Raw genomic sequence first — 19,799 nt, forward strand, 5'->3', positions numbered from 1 at the left:
ACTCCTGTTTGATTTGGTTTGGTTGCTTAAATCTTAACACGAGAACAGTGATGTTCTTTTTTTATCTAAAAGAGAATAAAAAACTGGCGTTGATTTATTCATCAACACCAGAAAGTTTAGAACCAAAAATCTCACTTAGAATGTAATTTACTTACAATTCTAAGTGAGATTTTTTTTGAAATTGTTATTTAGCAACCGTCTGAATCCAACGCTCTAAATCCTCAACATCATAATTTTCTTGAATTTGTTCCATCATCGTATTCAAAGTCATGCTATTCATTGTCGTAATCAAAGTATCTTCGAGATTGTTCATCGCCGTACTGACAGCACAAGGCTCGAGTTTAGCTTTATCTTTATTTAAAAATTTAACGAGTAAATGTTGGCTGGCAAAAACTTTTTCAGGACCTTCGATAGCTTTAAATATTTTATAAAAATCAATTTCCGCTAAAGGCACAGCTAAAGAAAAGCCACCTGATTTTCCAGTAGCGGATTTGACTAGGCCTTCTCTTACCAAAGCCTTGATAGTCTTTTTTAGATAGGAATGAGAAACGTGCAATCGTTGACTTAAGGCTAAAGAATTTATATGTTTGCCCTTTGGCAAGCGCGATAAGATTAATAAAACATAAATTGATTGCTCCCAACCTGATGAGATTTTCACTTGACACACCTTCTTAACGAAACTACTATCGATATTAGGGACACCTGGTATCCCTAAATGATTCTAACATTTTTATCATGCTAATTTTAGCATGCACTATCTTGATTAGAAAGCATTCATAAGGAGATGAAGAGGAGTCTTCCAACTAATCTGAGAATAACATCAAATAGAAAAGAGGAAGTAATATGCAAGTTGTTTTAGGATCAGATAAAGATGGTTTTGAACTCAAAGAATTTGTTAAAAAGAATTTGACTGAGCAAGGTTATGAGATTGTTGATCTCTCAACTACCCCAGCCAAGGACTTTATTGAATCTTCATTGGCAGTTACTCATAAGGTTCTAGAAAGCGGTATCAAAAAAGCAATTATGTTTGATAAATACGGTGTCGGCAGTACCATGGCTTCTAACAAAGTTAAGGGTATGGTTACAGCTAACGTTGAAGAGGAGCGTACCGGACATATGACAGCCTTACACAATGGTGCTAAAGCTATTGCTTTAGGTTCCGGTATTGTCGGACCTGAATTGGCCATGTCAATTATTAATCGTTACTTAAAGACTGAATATGCTGCAGGTAGACACCAAGTTCGTCTAAACATGCTTGAGGAGATGATTTAATTATGGCAACTGATAAATATGAATATGATGAAGATAGAGCTCAACCTGAATATGTCGATCCAAAAATCGACAAGCATACAATTGTTGCTTTAGCCAATGACCACATTGTCACTGATTTGAAAATGTTGATTTCCGACCATTTGAAGTCTGAAGGCTATCGGGTCTTAGATGTCGGTACTTATGATCACACAAGAACTCACTATCCAATGTACGGCAAACGTGCCGCTGATGCAGTTAATGATGGCAGAGCTGATTGCGCTATTGTGCTATGCGGTACTGGGATTGGTATTGGAACAGCCGCTGATAAAAATGACGGTATCCGCTGTGCTATCGTTGGCAATATTGCCCAAGCTGTTTATGCTAAGGAACAATTAAATGCCAATGTTTTGGCCTTTGCTGGAATTGTTCTTGGACGTGACTTCGTCTTCGATATCGTTGATTATTACTTAAATGCTAAGTATCAACCAAGCGATACTAACAAAGATCTCATTAAGAGAATCGATCAAATCGCCACTCCTAATCCAGATCAAACTGATAACCCTGACTTCTTTGATAGTGAAAATAAGAAGTGGGCTCAAGGAGTTTATCACGATTAATAAAAATTAAATACTTTTTATAAAAATAAAGCTCTTAGTTTGAACATAAATTCAAACTAAGAGCTTTTCTTATATTTAAATATGAATAATAAAAAAAGAGCCCTACATGTCTGCAGGACTCTTCTGTGGTAAGGTGCGGTGATTTTCCAAACGCTTGCGCGCCAACCACGTACCCTTAACTCGGTTTGGCACCGTTTGATAGTATCGCATGTTTTGCCTTCATAAGTCAATTTTATTAATTGAAATAATTGCTTTTAGTATCCGTTTTCAATAAGTTGAATTGGCAACTCTTACTCTGACAAGGCTTCAACAAACTTGTTTCACATGGAACATCTTGTATAAAGACAAGCGTTTGCCACCACATATAGTAAAAGGTACTAATTAATTAATTTTGAATTGTTTTGACCAAGTCATAACATAATTTGTGACTCAGGATTGAAGAATCTGGTGAAACGGGATTGTCTCCCTTTTCAGAGACGGCTTTGAGAAATGCTCTGATAATTGGATCAAATCCTCTAGTAACCAAAGTATTTTCCCAATCAGGACGAGCAGTTTGAGTTTTAGAGCCAGTTTGAAAAGTATCCAACAAATTAAGATTGGTTACTTCCTCTCTGGTCCTAATTCCTTGGACAGTCGATAACTCCAAATTGCTGCCACCTATCATGTTGGTAATGATTTGAGCTTGAGATTTTTGACCTCGTAAAGTGATATAGCCCTGTTGCAAATTTCCATCATCAGTTACCAAAAAGTTATCAACGTGTGCAATTTTTTCATCCATCAAATAAACTGCTGTATCAACTGAATGAATCATCAAATCAAAGATTGCAAAGGCTGTTGGCTGAATTGCTTTTTCACGAATCTTTTCAGATACGATTGTCCGCTTATCTTCAATTTGCTTTAATTCTTGATTAAATGGTGCGAATCTACGATTGAAGCCACATGTCAAAAGCAAATTATTTTTCGCTGCTAAATCGTATAAAGATTCTACCTGCGATAAGTCTTCAGACACCGGTTTATCAACATAAACATTGATACCATTTTCCAATAATTGCTTAATGATTTTAAAATGCGTCTGCGTTGGCGTATGAACGAAGACTGCCAACGGTTTTTCTGCTATCAATTCTTCTAAAGTCTGGTGAAAATGTTTGAAGCCGTACATCCGCTCCAATTTCTTACCTTTAGCTTCATTTCTAGTCGTTAAATGCCATTCATACTCATTTTGTAAGGTCGCCATTACTGGTAAATAAGCTTTTTGAGCAATATTTCCAAGTCCCATCACGCCAATTTTTTCCACATTATCAACTCCAATTAGTTTTCATCAAATAATTCCAAATGGTCTTTGAGATATTTTCCAGTCAAACTGTCTGGATTTTCTGCAACCGTTTTCGGATTACCCGTTGCTACAATTTTACCACCATTGACCCCGCCTTCGGGACCCAAATCGTTGATATAGTCGGCATTGGCAATAATATCTAAATCGTGTTCAATAACGATGATCGTAGCATGATTTTTCAACAATTTATTGAAGACATCCATTAACACTGAAACATCCCTTGGATGCAAACCGACGCTTGGTTCATCGAAAACGAAGAGTTGATTTTTTTGACTGCGTTTCATATAAGTTACTAACTTCAACCGCTGAGCTTCACCACCAGATAAGGTCGGCGTACTCTCACCTAATTTGAGATAACTCAAACCGATGCTGACCAAGACGTCAAGAATGCTTTTAATTCGTGGCACGTCGTGGAAAAATTCAACTGCTTCTTTGACTGACATATCCAATATTTCAGCGATATTTTTGCCATGCCAAGTGATATCAAGAATTTCTTTCTTATAACGATTACCATGGCAGACAGGGCAAATTTGTACCATATCAGGCAAGTATTGGATATCCAAGGTAATTACACCTGTTCCTCCGCAATTTGGGCATGCACCCTGCTTATTGTTGTATGAGAAGTAAGTTGGCGTAAATTTTTTGGCTTTAGCCGCTGGGGTCTCAGAAAAAATCTTGCGCAAACGATCCAAAATCTTCGTATAAGTCCCAACCGTTGAACGAACATTTTTACCAATTGGAACTGAATCCACCTTAACGATATTTTTAATTCCCGCCGCATCAATTGATTTAACGAAATCAGGTAAATTTTCACCCTCAATTTGGTCATTCAAAGCTGGCAAGAGACTGTCAAAAATCAAAGTAGTTTTTCCAGAACCAGACATCCCTGAAACCACATTGAGCGATTCCTTGCTGAATTTAGCCGTCATATCATGGATATTGTATCGGTCGCCAACTTCAATCGTAATTGCCCCATGTTCAAAAGGTTTTTGTTGCTGATGCTTGATTATTTGCGCTGTCCCAGTCAAATAAGGTTCAATCACAGAATTCTGATTTTCTTTAATTTGTTCAACCGTTCCTTGTGTTATAACACGTCCACCGTCATTACCAGAATCGGGTCCGATTTCAATCACATAATCAGCTGCCGCAATGATGCTAGTATCATGGTCAACCACAATCAATGAATTGCCTAGTTTAACTAATTCACGCAAAATTTTAATCAAGCCATCCACATTTGCTGGATGCAATCCGACACTGGGTTCGTCTAGAACGTACAAAACGCCAGTCATTTGATTGCGAATCGTTCGAGCCAATTGAATCCGTTGCAATTCACCAGTTGATAAGGTATTACCGGCTCGTGAAATGGATAAATAATTTAAGCCTAAATCAACTATGGGTGACAAGAGATCCAATAATTCATGGGTCAAATTTTTTCCTAATTTTTGCATATCTTCTGGCAACCATGACATAATCTCATCGCAGAAGTCTTGAAGTTGTGAAATAGTAAATTGACTGACTTGGGCGATGTTCTTGCCGACTAATTCATTAGTGAACAATTTTGGATTGAAGCGACTGCCGAGACAATCAGGACAAATTTTTTCTGAATAGAATCTTTCCAAACGTTTCAAGGTAGTTTCATTCTTAGTACTCTTCAAACTATTTTTTACGGCAGTAATAGCATTTTCATAAAGGGCATTCAATCTAAAGGAACGTCCCGTCTTAGTTGGGACCAAAACTTCCTTTTTTTGTTCTTTGCCATTTATGACAATATCTTTTTCTTTATCGGTTAAATCTTTAAATGGAACATTTGTCCTAACGCCAAGCTCTTTGATGATATCCTTTTGCAAGGTCCGACCAGGCAATCCCCATGAACGAACCGCACCTTCATCAATCGTTAAACTTTTGTCAGGGATAATCTTATCGATTTCAATTTCTTTTAAGAAACCTGTTCCCTCACATCTTGGGCAAGCTCCATCAGAATTGAAGGCAAAATCTTCTGCACTGAAAGCCATAAATTTTACTTGGCAGACAGGACAAGTCATCATGCCCATTTTTTCATCTGAAGATGGCAGATCCATCACTTCAGATATTTTTAACGTTGGTTTTAATCGATGACCATTGGGACAAACGACTGAAGCCAATCTTGAAAACATTAGTCTCAATATATTTAGACTTTCCGTCATAGTTCCAACGGTTGAACGAACGCCCGGAACAACTGGACGTTGTCTCAATGCAATCGTTGATGGCAGATTTTTGATGTTCTTTACATCGGAACGACCCATTTGCGTGATTCTTCTGCGAGTATAGGTCGATAAAGCATTGAGATACTTTCTAGCTCCTTCAGCGTAAATCGTATCCATTGCTAAAGATGACTTCCCCGAACCTGAAACACCAGTGATAGCTACAAATGAATTCAATGGTATCTTCACATCGATATTTTTGAGGTTATTAGCTTTGGCACCGATGACTTCAATATTTTCCGGAATATAATTCCTATGTCTGATTGTCATAAATTTCCCCTCTCACCTTATCAATTCATTCCAATGGCTTGATTATAACATTCAAAGCCTTGATTTCATTGGGATTGCACTTATGAATCATAACGCCATTATAGTTTGATTTATCACTCGATAAAAAGAACTAGGCCAATTAAATCGGCTTAGTTCTTTTATTTATGCAAAATAAGGTTCTACTATCGTTAAGCTATTCTTATCTAAATCAACTTCGGCTTTTAATCCATATGGCAATGCTGTTCTAGGATAAGCATGTCCAAAGTTTAAATTAGTCATCAATGGCGTTTGTAAATCTTCAGTGACCTCTTTTAGTATTTGGCAATACTCTTCATAGTAGACTTCATCTTGAGGTTTTCCGGTAATAATCGCAGAAACACTTTCTAAAATACCTTTTTGCTTAAGATGTTCTAACATTTCTCTATAAAGATCGGGTGATGGCTTCTCTTCACTAGTTTCAAGGAATAAAATTTTTCCTTGAAAGTCTTTAGCTTCTGGCAAAAGGTGATATTTTTGATTTACTTTTGGTTCATCTGCAAAATAACGATCAGTGATTAAACTATTAAGACTATCTAGACACCCTCCTAACAAGGTTCCTGAAACAATTCCTGATCCTCTAAGGACTTGAAATCCTTTGGTTTCTTTGTGGCTTATTCTAGTTTTATCAATAGCTTTAGTCGAAAAATCAGTTCTTTCTTCATACCAAACAGGACTAGTTTTTATTTCAGTTCTTTTGGGATTCTCAAAGTAATGTTGCAAGGTGTTTTTAGTATAGGGCAATAATTCTGGTCCTAATTCTGCCCAGTCATTTAAAAAGTTGGGACCATAATAAGTCGTCAATCCCAATTGGTAGAGCATCAAGTGGTCAACGGTGGTATCAGAAAAACCGCTAAATATTTTAGGATGTTCTTGAACGTTTTTAACGAATTCGGCATCATCTAGTAAATATGGTGCTAAACGATAAGTATCATTGCCGCCAATAGCCGAGAAAATTCCTTTGATTTCTTTATCGCTAAAAGCTTTTTTTAGGTCATCAGCTCTTTTTTCCGGATGATTCTTCAAATACTCAACGCCTTTTAGACTATTGGGCATAAAAACTGGAGTGAGTCCAAATTCCGCTAATCTTTCTTTCCCTTTTTCCAATTCATGTTTAGCAAAAGCTTCGCCTAATGTCCCAGCTGACAGACTGACAATAGCGACTTTATCACCTTTTTTTAACGCTTTAGATTTAATCATTAAGAACACCCCTCCAACTATAAATTGTCTTCGATTATAATTCTTATCATTGAGAATTGCCACACGATTTTAGCCGTTATAACGGTTAAGTGGCTTCGTTTATCATCTGATAACAAAAAAAAGCAGTGCCAATTCAAAATGAATTGGCACTGCTTTTTCTTTTATAGTTATCTTTATTTAATCAAATAATGGAATGTGTTCCTGTGTCTTAACGTCGAACATCCCTTTGTCTGATATTTTTAATTCTGGTGAAACAAGTAATGAAATCGTCGAAAATGACATAATCTCATTAAAGTTACGGTATCCAAGATTTTGCATTTCTAAACGAACTTGCTTGAGCTCCAATGCCAATTGTTCGATTGGCTTTTCACTGATGATACCACCGATTTTTAAAGGTGCATCAGCCACTATAACGCCGTTATTGACGACGACATAGCCACCTTGTTCATCCAATATTTGATGTTGAACTTTTAAGATCGAATCAATATCGGTGCCTAAAACCATCAAGTTATGGTGGTCATGCGCCCAAGTTGCCCCAATAGCACCTTTTTTGTCAATGGCACTCTTAACTAGAGCAAAACTGATATTGCCATTTTTTCCATAGCGTTCTTGAACCATTAACAACGCTAAGCCACTAGTTTGCCAATCAATGACACCATCGACAACAGGCAATTCGAATTTTTTTGAAGTGGTAAAAGTACCTTTTTCGTTTAAAACAATGACATTTGCAGTGACAGATTGTTGAGAACTTTTCAGTAACAAGTCTTCTTTTCCAAGTCGCTTAGCAATAACTGAATGCTGCAATGCTTTTGAAAAATTAGGTTTTAAAGTTGGCAAATCAGAAACACTTTGACCATTTTTAAAGACTCGATCAATTTCAAAATTATCCAAATCATTTAGAAAGATCAAATCAGCCACTCGTCCTGGAGCAATCGCGCCACGATCATTTAACGACATCCGTCTTGCTGGAGTGTACGTTGCCATATAAATTGCTTTGCGCACTGGCATCCCCAATGATATGGCTCTTTTAACAATCAAATTCAAATGGCCGTTGACTAAATCGTCAGCCATCACATCATCAGTCACGAAGCCGGCATATTCATAAAGATTATTCTTAACGATAGTTTGCATATTTTCTTTTGATAAAGACTTATTTTGAAATTGAATGAACATCCCATCGTTGATTCGCTCGATGATGCTTTCTGGAGTCTGGAAAGTGTGATCGGAAGTAATGCCACTACCAGCAAATTTAGCCAAATCTAAGCCAGAATATTGTGGACAGTGGCCTTCAAGTGGCATCGTAGGACGCATTTTTTTACAAAGGTCGATTATTTGTCTAATCAAAGAATCAGGTTGCGATACGATTCCTTTGAAATTCATGGCCTCGCCTAAACAGACGATTTTAGGATTCTTGAGCAGCTCTTTTACTTCTTCTAAACCGATAATTCCCCCAGTAGTCTCCATTTCAGGCTTAGTGGATGGAACTGATGAAGGTAAAGCATAGAAAACATCAATCACGCTCTTTTGAGCCATAAATTCTTTTAAACCAGCAATCCCAGCGACATTTGAAATCTCATGCGCATCAGCAATCACTGTGGTCGTTCCAAATTTTACAGCTTCGTTTCCAAAATTAGCCGGATCAGTCATTGAACTTTCAATATGCATATGTGAATCAACTAATCCAGGAATGATGTATTCATTCTTAGCGTCGATAATTTTATCGGCCGAGAAGTCCAAATTAGGACCAACCATCAAAATTTTACCGTCTTTTATTGCGATAGCTTTTTTTTCAAATTCTTGTGAAAAAGTATTAAAAACCTGACCATTATTAATTAGCAAATCTACTCGCATTTTTACTTCCTCTTAGTTCAATTTTTAGTTCATTGTCTTGTTCCAAAGCTTAATCCAAGTTGGCAATTGTTTGTTGACGTAGTTGAAATCAAGCATCTTAGCACGTTTAGCTGTATCACCGTAAGTCATATATTGTGGGTCACTTAGAGTTACTGAACTATTGACTGGTGCATTGTTCAAAGAGTTTGATCCTGCAACCTTTGTTTGTGACTGCTTACTGATACGGTAATCAAGATACTTATAAGCAGCATCAGTATTCTTGCTATTCTTCAAAATTGAGGCTGTATCGTAATTGGCATATGTACCAGCTTGTGGAACTACATATTCAACATCTGGAGCAGCATTTTTAATCATACCGACCGCAAAGTCGCCAACTACAGCTGCATCGATTTCGCCTGATTTGAACATATTAGCTAAATCAGAAGACTTAGAATAAGTTTTAACAACATTAGGTTTGAGTTCTTTCAAAGCTTTGAAAGCTTTGTCTTGATCAATCTTGCCATTTTGCAAAGTATTAGAAGGTTGTTCTTCGTTTAAAGCGTGTTGATTGGCTAGATAGACCATTGCTGGTCCAAAGGTTGTTGCAATATCTGGAATAGCAATCTTTCCTTCTAATGCTTTATCCCAAAGTTGATCCCACGAAGTAATCTTGCCAGTCTTTTTAGGATTGTAGATGATACCAATACTGTTGACCGTGTATGGAACACTGTTAGTATCCTTAGCTAATTTTTGTTGATCTTTAGTTAAATATTTGAAATTCTTGAGCTTGCTAAAATCGATTTTCTTGAAAACATTTTTATTATTTCCAGCAACAGCATTATTTTGAGCCAATTCAATCACATCGATGCCAGAATTTGGATTATGAGAAACTTGCGTAAATCTCGAAGAACTGTCTCCAAATTGACTCTTAACGGTTAGATTGTTGTCTTTGCCAAATGGTTTAAGAACATCTCTAGTCATTTGTTTAGTAGCTAACCCAAAAGTTGAAACAGTTAGGTTTTTGCTTTCTTTTTTACCGCTACAACCGGCTACCAAAAACATGATTAAGAGTGCTGTAACGGTCATTAAAATTTTTGATTGTTTCTTCATGATGTTAATCCCCTATTTATCTTCCAATTCAATTAATGATGATTTTTCAAAATTTAAAGCTATTTGTGAGTCGTTGACATACTGATCGTTTTCAGTATCGATTTTCATACGTCCCAAAGGCGTTTCAACAATATATTGGTAATAGTTACCTAGGAAGTTTTTAGCGATGACCTTTCCTAAAAGACTATTCTCACCCTGTCCTAAAGTAATGTTCTCCGGTCTGATTGTTAGATAAGTCCCCGCAATCACATCGTTATAGTTCCAATTATTTTCTTGAGCCCATTTTTTAGGAATAAAGTTTTCGTAACCGATGAATTCAGCAACGAATTTAGTTCTTGGGTGTTGGTAAATCGTCTGTGGTGTATCCAGTTGCTCGATTTTGCCTTGATTCATAACGGCGACACGATCAGAAATTGCAAAACATTCCTCTTGATCGTGAGTAACAAAAATCGTTGTCATACTAAGCTTTTTTTGCAAGCGACTGATTTCTTCACGCATTTCAATTCTTAGCTTCGCATCCAAATTGCTCAAAGGTTCATCTAATAAAAGCACATCTGGATTAATAGCCAAAGCACGAGCTAGAGAAACACGTTGCTGTTGGCCACCAGATAACTCATTTGGCATCCGATCTTTTAATTCAGCTAATCCGGTCGTTTGTAAAATACTCAAAGTCTTTTCAGAAATTTCAGCTTTAGATAACTTTTTACGTTTTAGTCCAAAAGCAACATTTTGAAAAATGGTCATATGAGGAAATAATGCGTAACTTTGAAAGACCATGCCAAAATTTCTCTTATAAACGGGCACTTTGGAAATATCTTTATCTGAAACTTTGATTGAACCTGTTTGCATTGGCAATAACCCCGAGATTAGACGCAACATCGTCGTTTTACCGCAACCGCTGGGTCCTAAAATCGATAGCAATTCGACATCTTTTATTTCTAATGAAAGGTTTTTCAAAACTTGTTTATTTTTTTGATATGAAAGCGATAGATCTGATATTTTAATTTGTGCCAAAATTTGTCTCCTAAGTTAATTTGTTCAATCCTAAGTACTTTTCAGCAATCATCATTAAAGCGCCAGTAATTATCATTAAAATAACCGAGACCGCTGAAACTGTTGGATCATAATTATTTTCCAGGTAATTCAAAATTGAAGTTGGCAACATACTCAATGACGGACCATTCATGAATAGCGTGATGGGGATATTGTTAAAAGAAGTGATAAACGAAAGAATAAATGCTGCCATAATGCTTTGCTTAATGTTTGGAATGACGACTTTAAAGAAAGTTATAACTTTGTTATAGCCAACCATCCAAGCAGCCTCTTCAATCCGCTTGTCTAAATCCATCATGCCGGCAGTTAAAAGCCGAATCACATAAGGCATGCACAAGAGAAAATGACCAATCAACAAACTGATGAATAACGGCCAACCAAAACTAATTACTAAAGTTTGGTAAAGTGCGAAGCCAATAACGATTTCCGGTATCAACGCTGGACTTAAGAAAATATGTTGGAACCAATTCTTACGATGAATCTGAAATCTAGTCAACGCATAAACCGCTGGAATTCCCACTATTAAAGCAATTCCCGATGCCAAGATAGCAACGATGAAACTCATCTTCATTCCATCGACAAAATCCGGTTGTTGGAAAACATTGTGATACCACTCAAAAGTAAAACCCTTAATGGGAAATGAGATAGCCGGTTCCGTTCCAAAAGATGTCACCACGACAATAACTAGTGGCAAAATCAGCAATAGTAAAACTAGGAACCCGACCACGGAAGAAAACCTAATTTTTAATTTCAAGACCATTCCTCCGATCAATCAATTTAGATAATCCATTTAGAATCAACATCGTCACTACCGCTATAACGGTTAAGACAATTGCAATCACACTCGCACTAGTCCAATTTCCTAAAGTAATAGACTGTTGTTGCAGCAATGTTGCTAGAACCATATTTTTATTTCCACCGAGCAATTGAGGCGTCGTATAAGCTGTTAGTGCTCCAACGAAAACCAGAATCGATCCTGTAAAAATACCGATTGAAACTTGCGGTAAAATCACCTTAAAGAAAACAATCATTGGTCTTGCACCCAAAACCTCTGCAGCTTCTTCAACTTCGTAATTCAATTGGCTAAAAGAACTGACTAGAGATGTAATCATGATGGGCAAGAATAAGTAAACTGCACCAACAATAATTGCCAAATTGGTATACAAGAGCGTCAAAGGACTGCTGATGATATGCAATTTCATGAGGAAATTATTGATAACGCCGTTTTTGCCCAAAATCATAATCCAAGCAAAATTTCTCACGACAGCATTGGTCAAAATTGGAAATAATACGATGATACTAACGACTTTTCGCCAACTGCCATTTAATCTTGAAATCCAATAAGCCGTTGGTAATCCCAACCCGAGAGTTATCAATGTTGTCACTACAGCAATGAATAATGTTCGGAAAATAACTTGGATATTATTTTGACTGGAAAAAAATAATTGATAATTACTAAACAGCGAACGGCCATCAGTAAACGTCGGTACAAACATTCTTAATACTGGATATATCAATAATATTATGATTATCAATAAGCCGGGTAATAAGAGTAAAGTAGCAAATTTCTTCAAAAGTGCTCAACCTTTCTAATCAATTGATAATGACAAATTACCATTAAATTACGAACGATGTCAATATCGTTTTCGATAATAGTTCGTAATTTATAAAATTGATTAGGATTTTAAAATAAACATTTTTTTATTGCTACTACTTATGTTAGAAAAAATACTTGTAATTCAACATTTGTCTAAACCTCTTGATTTATATGAAATTAGAAAAATATTATTTCGATTTACAAATCGTACACCCGATTTATATTGTTTTTGTAACGTTATAACGATAAATGCTGTTAATTTATCAACCGATAAATAAAGACGCAAAAAGAAGTTGGAGACATAACCATTCTTTCTCCTAAACTTGCAGCATAAACAAAAATAGCTCCTGGTAATCAAAATACAATTACCAGAAGCTATTTATCTTAATTTTCGAAAGATGAACATGTTCTGTCTTGCTTTTTTTTACTTACTTGTTTCAGGCAATTTAGCAATCTTTCCTTGTTCGATATAAACACTCAAAATACCAATATCAGCTGGATTTACACCACTGATACGACTTGCTTGAGCAATCGTGTGCGGATTGATTTTGCTTAATTTTTGAACGGCCTCAGTTGCCAAACTGTCGACCTTTGTGTAGTCGATTCGATCAGGAATAACCTTTGCTTCCATCTTCTTCAATCGATCGATTCTCATTTGTTCCTTCTTGATATATCCAGCATACTTAGTTGCAATTTCAACTTGTTCAGCAACTCGTCTATCAACTGGGTAATCAGCTTCTCCTACCATATCAACGATATCTGAATAGTGAAGTTCTGGTCTTCTCAAGAAGTGGTCAGCTAAGACGCCATCTTTTAATGGCTTCAAACCGTGAGCTTTCAAGAATGGCAAGGCCATCTTAGGCGTAATCATCTTGTGGGCTAAGCGATCCAATTCCTTTTTGATCGTATCACGCTTTTCATTAAAGGCTTGGTAACGTTCGTCACTGATGAGACCTAATTTATAGCCATAATCTGTTAAACGAAGGTCAGCATTATCGTGACGTAAAATCAAACGATATTCAGCACGACTCGTCAACAAACGGTATGGTTCGTTAGTTCCCTTAGTTACTAAATCATCGATTAAGACGCCGATATAAGCTTCATTACGGTGCAAAATGAATGGGTCTTTTCCTTGAGCACGAAGAGCTGCATTGATACCAGCCATAATACCTTGGCCAGCAGCCTCTTCATAACCAGAAGTTCCGTTCATTTGTCCAGCTGTAAAGAGGTTCTTAACAACCTTAGTTTCCAAATTCAACTTCAACTGCCATGGTTCGATAACGTCGTATTCAATGGCATAGCCAGGACGCATCAACTTAGCATTTTGCAAACCAGCAACTGAATGAATCATCTTCAATTGAACTTCTTCAGGCATAGATGTTGAGAAATCACCAACATAATACTCTTGAGTATCCTTGCCTTCTGGTTCCAAGAAGATTTGGTGTCTTGGCTTATCAGCAAAACGAACAATCTTATCTTCGATTGAAGGACAGTATCTAGGACCAACACCCTTGATAACGCCAGAAAACATTGGAGCACGATTCAAGTTTTCACGAATGATCTTGTGAGTATCAGCATTGGTATATGTCATCCAACAAGAGATTTGATGTTGCAAATAACTAGAATCAGGTGTTTCAAAGGAGAAATGATTAGGCTCCTTATCACCTGGTTGTTCGATTGTTTGGTCAAAATCAATTGTATTCTTGTTAACACGTGGAGGCGTACCAGTCTTGAAACGAGTCAACTTGAAACCGTGCTTTTCAAGATCTTCTGACAACTTGATTGAAGGGATACTGTTGTTTGGACCTGATGAATAAGTTAATTCACCAATAATAATCTTGCCTCGTGATGAAGTTCCGGCTGTCAAAACAACTGTTTTAGCGTGATATCTAGCTCCAGTAGCAGTAACAATACCTTTGCAGACGCCATCTTCAACAATCAATTTTTCAGCAATACCTTGGCGAAGAGTTAAGTTATCTTCATTTTCCAAAACATCTTTCATAACACGGTGGTACATGTTCTTATCAGCTTGGGCACGTAAAGCACGAACGGCAGGTCCCTTACCAGTATTGAGCATTCTCATTTGGATATAAGTCTTATCAATGTTTCGGCCCATTTCGCCACCTAAAGCATCGATTTCACGGACAACGATTCCTTTAGCAGGTCCACCAACTGAAGGATTACATGGCATGAAAGCTACCATATCCAAATTAATTGTAATTAAAAGGGTCTTTTGGCCCATTCTAGCAGCAGCTAAGGCCGCCTCTGAACCAGCATGGCCAGCACCTACGACGATGACGTCATAAGTTTCTGAATCAAATTCTTTAACTTCCATCTATCTTTTCACCTATATTTTATTTTCCTAAACAGAATTGTGAGAATAGTTGCGTGATCAATTCATCTTGATAACTCTCACCAGTAATTTCCCCGAGAGTGTCCCAGCAAGCTGTCATATCGATTTGAACTAAATCAATAGGCATTCCTGCTTGGATACCGGAAATAACGTCATTCAAGCTATTTTTGGCTTTACGAAGCAAGCCTGCTTGACGAGCACTAGTGATAATCACGTTGTTGCTATTATCTTCAATTCCGGCGTTGAATATTTTGCTGATGGTTTGCTTGATTGTTTCAATACCATCATTTTTAATTGCTGATGTCTTCAAAATCGTGTCATCAGGCTTCAATTGAACTACTGATTCTGGTGAAATGACCGGAATCAAATCGTTCTTATTAAAGATAATGATTCGTTTCTTGTCATTTGTCGCATCTAATAATTCTTTATCGTCTTCTTCAAGTTCCCGACTAGAATCTAAAACCACAATAACTAGGTCAGCACCTTTTAGTGCTTGACGAGAACGTTCGACACCGATTTTTTCGACTTTATCTTGTGTATCACGAATTCCAGCTGTATCGATCAATTTCAAAGGTACGCCATCGATATTGACGTATTGTTCGACGACATCCCTAGTGGTTCCAGCAACATCAGTAACAATAGCTTTATCTTCATCCAAAAGACGATTCAACAAACTTGATTTACCAACGTTAGGTTTACCGACGATTGCCGTGGCCAGACCATGTTGCAAAATTTCGCCGCTATCAGCTGTTTTCAAGAGACTATCAATACTCTTGCCAACTGTTTTAGCTTTTTCCAACAACATCTTGGTCGTCATTTGGTCAGTATCATATTCTGGATAATCGATATTAACTTCAACTTGAGCCAAAGAATCCAAGATTTCTTGACGTAAGTTAGAAATCAAATGATGCAAATTACCATCCAATTGATTGACAGCTACTTGCATTGCTTTATCAGTTTTAGCACGAATCAAATCCATAACAGATTCAGCTTGCGTCAAATCGATACGACCATTTAAAAAGGCCCGTTTGGTAAATTCGCCTGGTTCAGCCATTCTGGCACCGTAACCAAGTAATAATTGCAGTACTTTATTAGTCGCAACTATACCCCCATGGGTATTTATTTCGATGATATCCTCACGTGTGAAAGTCTTTGGGGCACGCATAACTGAGACCATAACTTCATCAACTAATTGACCATTACTAGGATCGATTATGTGGCCATAATTTATGGTGTGACTTTGAACTTTACTTAAGTCACGTCCTTTAAAGACCTTTTTAGCAACTTCAACCGCTTGGTCTCCTGACATTCTGACGATTGAGATGGCACCTTCCCCAGGAGGCGTCGAAATGGCTGCTATTGTGTCATATTCTGTTACTGCACTTGGCATAATAAAGCTCCCTTCCTATTTTTGAGCATAAAAAAAGTGCATAATCCGCCTGTTTGACGGAAAAGCACCTTGACTACTTTTCTATTTATATACTATGAGCAATTTCTAAAACATCTTAACCAGATTTTTATCAATTGTCAATCATTTACGATTTTTATAGATACGTTTCTTAGCTTTTCTAAGTCGACGTTTTTTCTCGCGCTCTGCTTCTTCAGCTTCTCTCTTTTCACGACGATACTTGAACGGATTTTGGAAAGCCAATGTCTGAAGAACTTGGAACGCATTAGTAACAACCCAGTAAATAGTGATGGCAGATGGGAATGTCAAAGCTGGAACGAAAATAAAGATTGGCATGACCCATGTCATAATCTTGGTTGTCGAATTTTGCGTTGGTTGTGAGTAACTTGAAATGTATGTACTCAAGAAAGTAAATACAGCCGCTAACACAGCCATAATGTAATATGGATCAGCTTTTCCTAGCTCCATCCATAAGAAACTACCATTACGCAATTGCGTTGTTTTATAGATAGCTTGATACAAAGCGAACATAACTGGCAATTGAATTACCAATGGCAAACAGCCCGCTACCGGATTAACTCCAGCTTCACTATATAGTTTTTGTGTCTCTTCACGTAATTTTTGTTGTGTATCGACATCTTTAGCTGAATATTTCTTTTGAAGAGCCTGCATTTGAGGTTGAATCTTCATTTGCTTATTCATGCTTCTAATCTGGAGCCAGTTCAGTGGCAACAAAATAATTCTTACGATCAACGTAAAGAATACAATGGCCCAACCATAACTATTGCCAACTAATGAAGCTAACCAAAGAATGAATCTCGAAAAACTATATATAACATAGTGATCCCAGAAACCAGTACTATGACTAGTAATTGGCTCGTTTAGGTTTGAACATCCAGCTAGAACCAAGACAACACTCAGTAACAGTGCGATACCTACGTATTTCTTTAAGCTTTTTTTATTCACTTTTACACCTATTTAGTTAAAATTTTTCTACCCTAATTTAATACTTTACCTAATTTCAATAAATGTACAATATTTTTTTTCGTTTCAAACATATCTAAATCGACCGCTGGTTTTCTTGCAATAATTAAGAAATCTAACTCAGCAGGAATTTCCGGCTTCAATTCCAAAAGTGATTGGCGAACGTATCTTTTAATCCGATTACGCCCCACAGCCGTATGCGAAACTTTCTTTCCAACGGAAAGACCAACTCTAAAATGTTTTTGATCTTTCTTAGGCATCTTATACAAAACGAAATTACGATTTGCGACAGAATTACCGTTGGAATAGACATATTGAAACTCATTTTCTTTTTTTATGCGATAACTTTTTCTCATATGTCACCAGACTACCCTTGTTTTGTAATAAAAAAAGACCACCAAAATGTTCAGTGATCCTTCAAAACTAAGCTGATAATACTTTTCTACCTTTTTTGCGACGTCTTGCTAGAACCTTGCGACCATTACTTGTACTCATTCTTTTCATGAAACCATGGACGCGTTCACGATGACGCTTCTTTGGTTGATATGTTCTCTTTGTAGTCATCAATAAACCTCCTGACTCTTATATTAAATTATTCACTTCTTCAGACAATTGCTTAACTATAATATCATGTTATGGCAATTTTTTAAACAGCTAATTTCCTATAAATGTCAAATAAACATTAATTATTTTAAAAAGTTTTTCGCAATTTCTATTGTGGATAAAAAGTGGACGATTGTGATAACTTATTTTTTCCACAGGACAGTAAATAAACTTTTCCATCTGTTAATTTGGCTGTGATTTAGTTTTCCACAAGGTTTGTTCAAATCTTGTTTTTTCTTTGTAACAGCTGAAAATAGGTACTTTCTTAGCCTGTGGATTGTGCATAACTGTGTTAACAACTTTTCAGCTTATATATTTTCCACAGGGTTGTGCATTTAGTAAATACCTGTTGTTATTTCTTCAAATTTAAACATGTGTTCTGTGGAAAACTATTTAATAGAATGATAAACTATAGAATGTCATTTTAGGAAAAAAATTATCCACAACCAAGATTGGGGGGAAATAATTGCCAAATATAAGTAACTCAACTGATCCAAAACTAATTGAATTTTGGGACTATTTTACAAACAAACTAAGATCTCAATTAACTTCTGTGAGTTACTCAACTTGGGTTGAAAGTGCTAATCCCTTATATATAGATGGAAATAACATTTACATTTCTGTCCCAACAAAACTACATAAAGATTATTGGGAAAGAAATTACACGGAAAAAATTGCTATTTACTCATATGAATTAAATGGGATTGAACTTAACCCAATAATAGAAAACGATGAAGACAGCGCAAAAAAAGAGGAGCAAAAAGTTGCTCCTCACATTGAACCTGCTCAAGAATCAGCTCAGCCAAAGCATGTATTTCATAATTCGCATCTGAATCCAAAATACACTTTTGCTTCTTTTATTGTTGGTAGCGGTAATCAAATGGCACATGCTGCAGCCCTTGCTGCGGCAGAAGATCCAGGTGGAGTATACAATCCACTTTTTATCTACGGTGGCGTAGGTCTTGGAAAGACTCATTTAATGCAAGCAATTGGACATCAAATGATCAAACTAGACCCACTGGCAAAAGTTAAATACGTTACAAGCGAAACTTTTGCTAATGACTTTATCAATTCAATTCAAATGAGGACCCAAGACGATTTCAGACAGGAATATCGAAACGTCGATCTACTATTAATAGATGATATTCAATTTTTCGCTGAAAAAGAGGGAACTCAAGAAGAATTTTTCCATACTTTTAATGAACTATATGAAAATGGTAAGCAGATCGTCATGACTTCTGATCGTTTACCTAACGAAATCCCTAAATTACAGGCCAGATTGGTTTCTAGATTTACCAGTGGTTTGTCAGCTGACATCACTGCTCCTGATTTAGAAACTCGAATTGCAATTTTGCGTAACAAAGCCAAAGCAGAACATCTTGAAATTCCAAATGATACTTTGTCTTACATCGCAGCCCAAGTCGATACGAATGTCCGTGAGCTTGAGGGCGCATTGATTCGCGTTCAAGCTTATTCAACGACTAAAAATACTGATATTACTAAGTCAGTTGCTGCTGATGCTTTGAAAGTATTCAAACTCTCTAATGACAAAAAAGGTCTTTCAGTTGCGAAGATTCAAACTAAAGTTGCCAAATATTATCACGTTTCCGTTCAGGATTTAAAAGGGAAGAAGCGTGTTAAAAATATTGTCTTACCTCGACAAATTGCAATGTATTTGAGCCGAGAACTAACAGATCGATCACTTCCACAAATTGGTATGGAATTTGGCGGAAAAGATCATACGACTGTTATGCATTCATGTGATAAAATATCCGAGTTAGTCATAAAAGATGAGGACGTAAAACGTTCTGTCAACGAATTGAAAGACGACCTCAGAAATTAACATGTTTATAACTTTTGAGTTTTCCCAAAGTTATCCACAGCTGTTAATAACAAGGATTTTTCACTAGACAA

The 19,799-nt window shown here is 36.6% G+C and carries 17 protein-coding genes; 3 read left to right on the forward strand and 14 right to left on the reverse strand.

Features of this window, described 5'->3' with window-relative positions; translation table 11 throughout:
• Window positions 1-184: 184 nt before the first annotated feature.
• The gene (locus FHL05_RS07260; RefSeq protein ID WP_162000246.1) at window positions 185-658 is read right to left on the reverse strand and encodes an Rrf2 family transcriptional regulator; all 474 of its coding nucleotides are present in this window, start codon (window positions 656-658) and stop codon (window positions 185-187) included.
• A 185-nt stretch (window positions 659-843) separates the two neighbouring features.
• Between FHL05_RS07260 and lacA the strand changes: the two genes are divergently transcribed.
• Together lacA and lacB are read left to right on the forward strand one after the other, a co-directional pair.
• A complete protein-coding gene (gene lacA / locus FHL05_RS07265) occupies window positions 844-1,272 on the forward strand; it encodes a galactose-6-phosphate isomerase subunit LacA (RefSeq protein WP_153522369.1) in 429 nt (142 codons plus the stop codon).
• A 2-nt stretch (window positions 1,273-1,274) separates the two neighbouring features.
• A complete protein-coding gene (gene lacB, locus FHL05_RS07270; RefSeq protein ID WP_153386119.1) occupies window positions 1,275-1,868 on the forward strand; it encodes a galactose-6-phosphate isomerase subunit LacB in 594 nt (197 codons plus the stop codon).
• A 385-nt stretch (window positions 1,869-2,253) separates the two neighbouring features.
• On the opposite strand, the gene FHL05_RS07275 is transcribed toward lacB, so the two are convergent.
• The 13 genes from FHL05_RS07275 to rpmH form a co-directional block, all read right to left on the reverse strand.
• Window positions 2,254-3,162, reverse strand: coding sequence for a Gfo/Idh/MocA family oxidoreductase (locus FHL05_RS07275; RefSeq protein WP_162000247.1), 909 nt, complete (start codon window positions 3,160-3,162; stop codon window positions 2,254-2,256).
• Window positions 3,163-3,176: 14 nt separating this feature from the next.
• Window positions 3,177-5,711 (reverse strand): excinuclease ABC subunit UvrA, encoded by a 2,535-nt coding sequence (locus FHL05_RS07280; RefSeq protein ID WP_153386117.1) that lies wholly within the window; start codon window positions 5,709-5,711, stop codon window positions 3,177-3,179.
• A 162-nt stretch (window positions 5,712-5,873) separates the two neighbouring features.
• A complete protein-coding gene (locus FHL05_RS07285) occupies window positions 5,874-6,947 on the reverse strand; it encodes a S66 family peptidase (protein WP_153522371.1) in 1,074 nt (357 codons plus the stop codon).
• Window positions 6,948-7,124: 177 nt separating this feature from the next.
• Entirely contained in the window at window positions 7,125-8,798 is a 1,674-nt protein-coding gene (locus FHL05_RS07290; protein ID WP_153522373.1) for an adenine deaminase C-terminal domain-containing protein, read from the reverse strand.
• Between the two features lie 24 nt (window positions 8,799-8,822).
• The gene (locus FHL05_RS07295) at window positions 8,823-9,887 is read right to left on the reverse strand and encodes an ABC transporter substrate-binding protein (protein WP_153386111.1); all 1,065 of its coding nucleotides are present in this window, start codon (window positions 9,885-9,887) and stop codon (window positions 8,823-8,825) included.
• Between the two features lie 12 nt (window positions 9,888-9,899).
• Window positions 9,900-10,901, reverse strand: coding sequence for an ABC transporter ATP-binding protein (locus FHL05_RS07300; RefSeq protein WP_153522375.1), 1,002 nt, complete (start codon window positions 10,899-10,901; stop codon window positions 9,900-9,902).
• A 10-nt stretch (window positions 10,902-10,911) separates the two neighbouring features.
• Window positions 10,912-11,700: an ABC transporter permease gene (locus FHL05_RS07305; protein ID WP_153386107.1), complete on the reverse strand. Its 789-nt coding sequence runs from the start codon at window positions 11,698-11,700 to the stop codon at window positions 10,912-10,914.
• Window positions 11,678-12,514: an ABC transporter permease gene (locus FHL05_RS07310; RefSeq protein WP_420360966.1), complete on the reverse strand. Its 837-nt coding sequence runs from the start codon at window positions 12,512-12,514 to the stop codon at window positions 11,678-11,680. The genes FHL05_RS07305 and FHL05_RS07310 overlap by 23 nt, the downstream gene beginning before the upstream one ends.
• Window positions 12,515-12,961: 447 nt before the next feature.
• The gene (gene mnmG, locus FHL05_RS07315; RefSeq protein ID WP_153386105.1) at window positions 12,962-14,872 is read right to left on the reverse strand and encodes a tRNA uridine-5-carboxymethylaminomethyl(34) synthesis enzyme MnmG; all 1,911 of its coding nucleotides are present in this window, start codon (window positions 14,870-14,872) and stop codon (window positions 12,962-12,964) included.
• Between the two features lie 19 nt (window positions 14,873-14,891).
• Complete coding sequence (gene mnmE / locus FHL05_RS07320; RefSeq protein ID WP_153386103.1) at window positions 14,892-16,280, reverse strand: tRNA uridine-5-carboxymethylaminomethyl(34) synthesis GTPase MnmE; 1,389 nt, start codon at window positions 16,278-16,280, stop codon at window positions 14,892-14,894.
• Between the two features lie 141 nt (window positions 16,281-16,421).
• On the reverse strand, window positions 16,422-17,264 hold the full coding sequence (gene yidC, locus FHL05_RS07325) for a membrane protein insertase YidC (RefSeq protein ID WP_162000248.1): 843 nt from the start codon (window positions 17,262-17,264) through the stop codon (window positions 16,422-16,424).
• A gap of 32 nt (window positions 17,265-17,296) precedes the next feature.
• On the reverse strand, window positions 17,297-17,638 hold the full coding sequence (rnpA, locus tag FHL05_RS07330) for a ribonuclease P protein component (protein WP_153386101.1): 342 nt from the start codon (window positions 17,636-17,638) through the stop codon (window positions 17,297-17,299).
• 67 nt (window positions 17,639-17,705) lie between these two features.
• Window positions 17,706-17,846, reverse strand: coding sequence for a 50S ribosomal protein L34 (gene rpmH / locus FHL05_RS07335; protein WP_025085419.1), 141 nt, complete (start codon window positions 17,844-17,846; stop codon window positions 17,706-17,708).
• 505 nt (window positions 17,847-18,351) lie between these two features.
• Between rpmH and dnaA the strand changes: the two genes are divergently transcribed.
• Entirely contained in the window at window positions 18,352-19,728 is a 1,377-nt protein-coding gene (dnaA, locus tag FHL05_RS07340) for a chromosomal replication initiator protein DnaA (protein WP_153386099.1), read from the forward strand.
• Window positions 19,729-19,799 lie beyond the last annotated feature (71 nt).

The organism is Companilactobacillus halodurans, from assembly GCF_009600995.1.
GTDB lineage: Bacteria > Bacillota > Bacilli > Lactobacillales > Lactobacillaceae > Companilactobacillus > Companilactobacillus halodurans.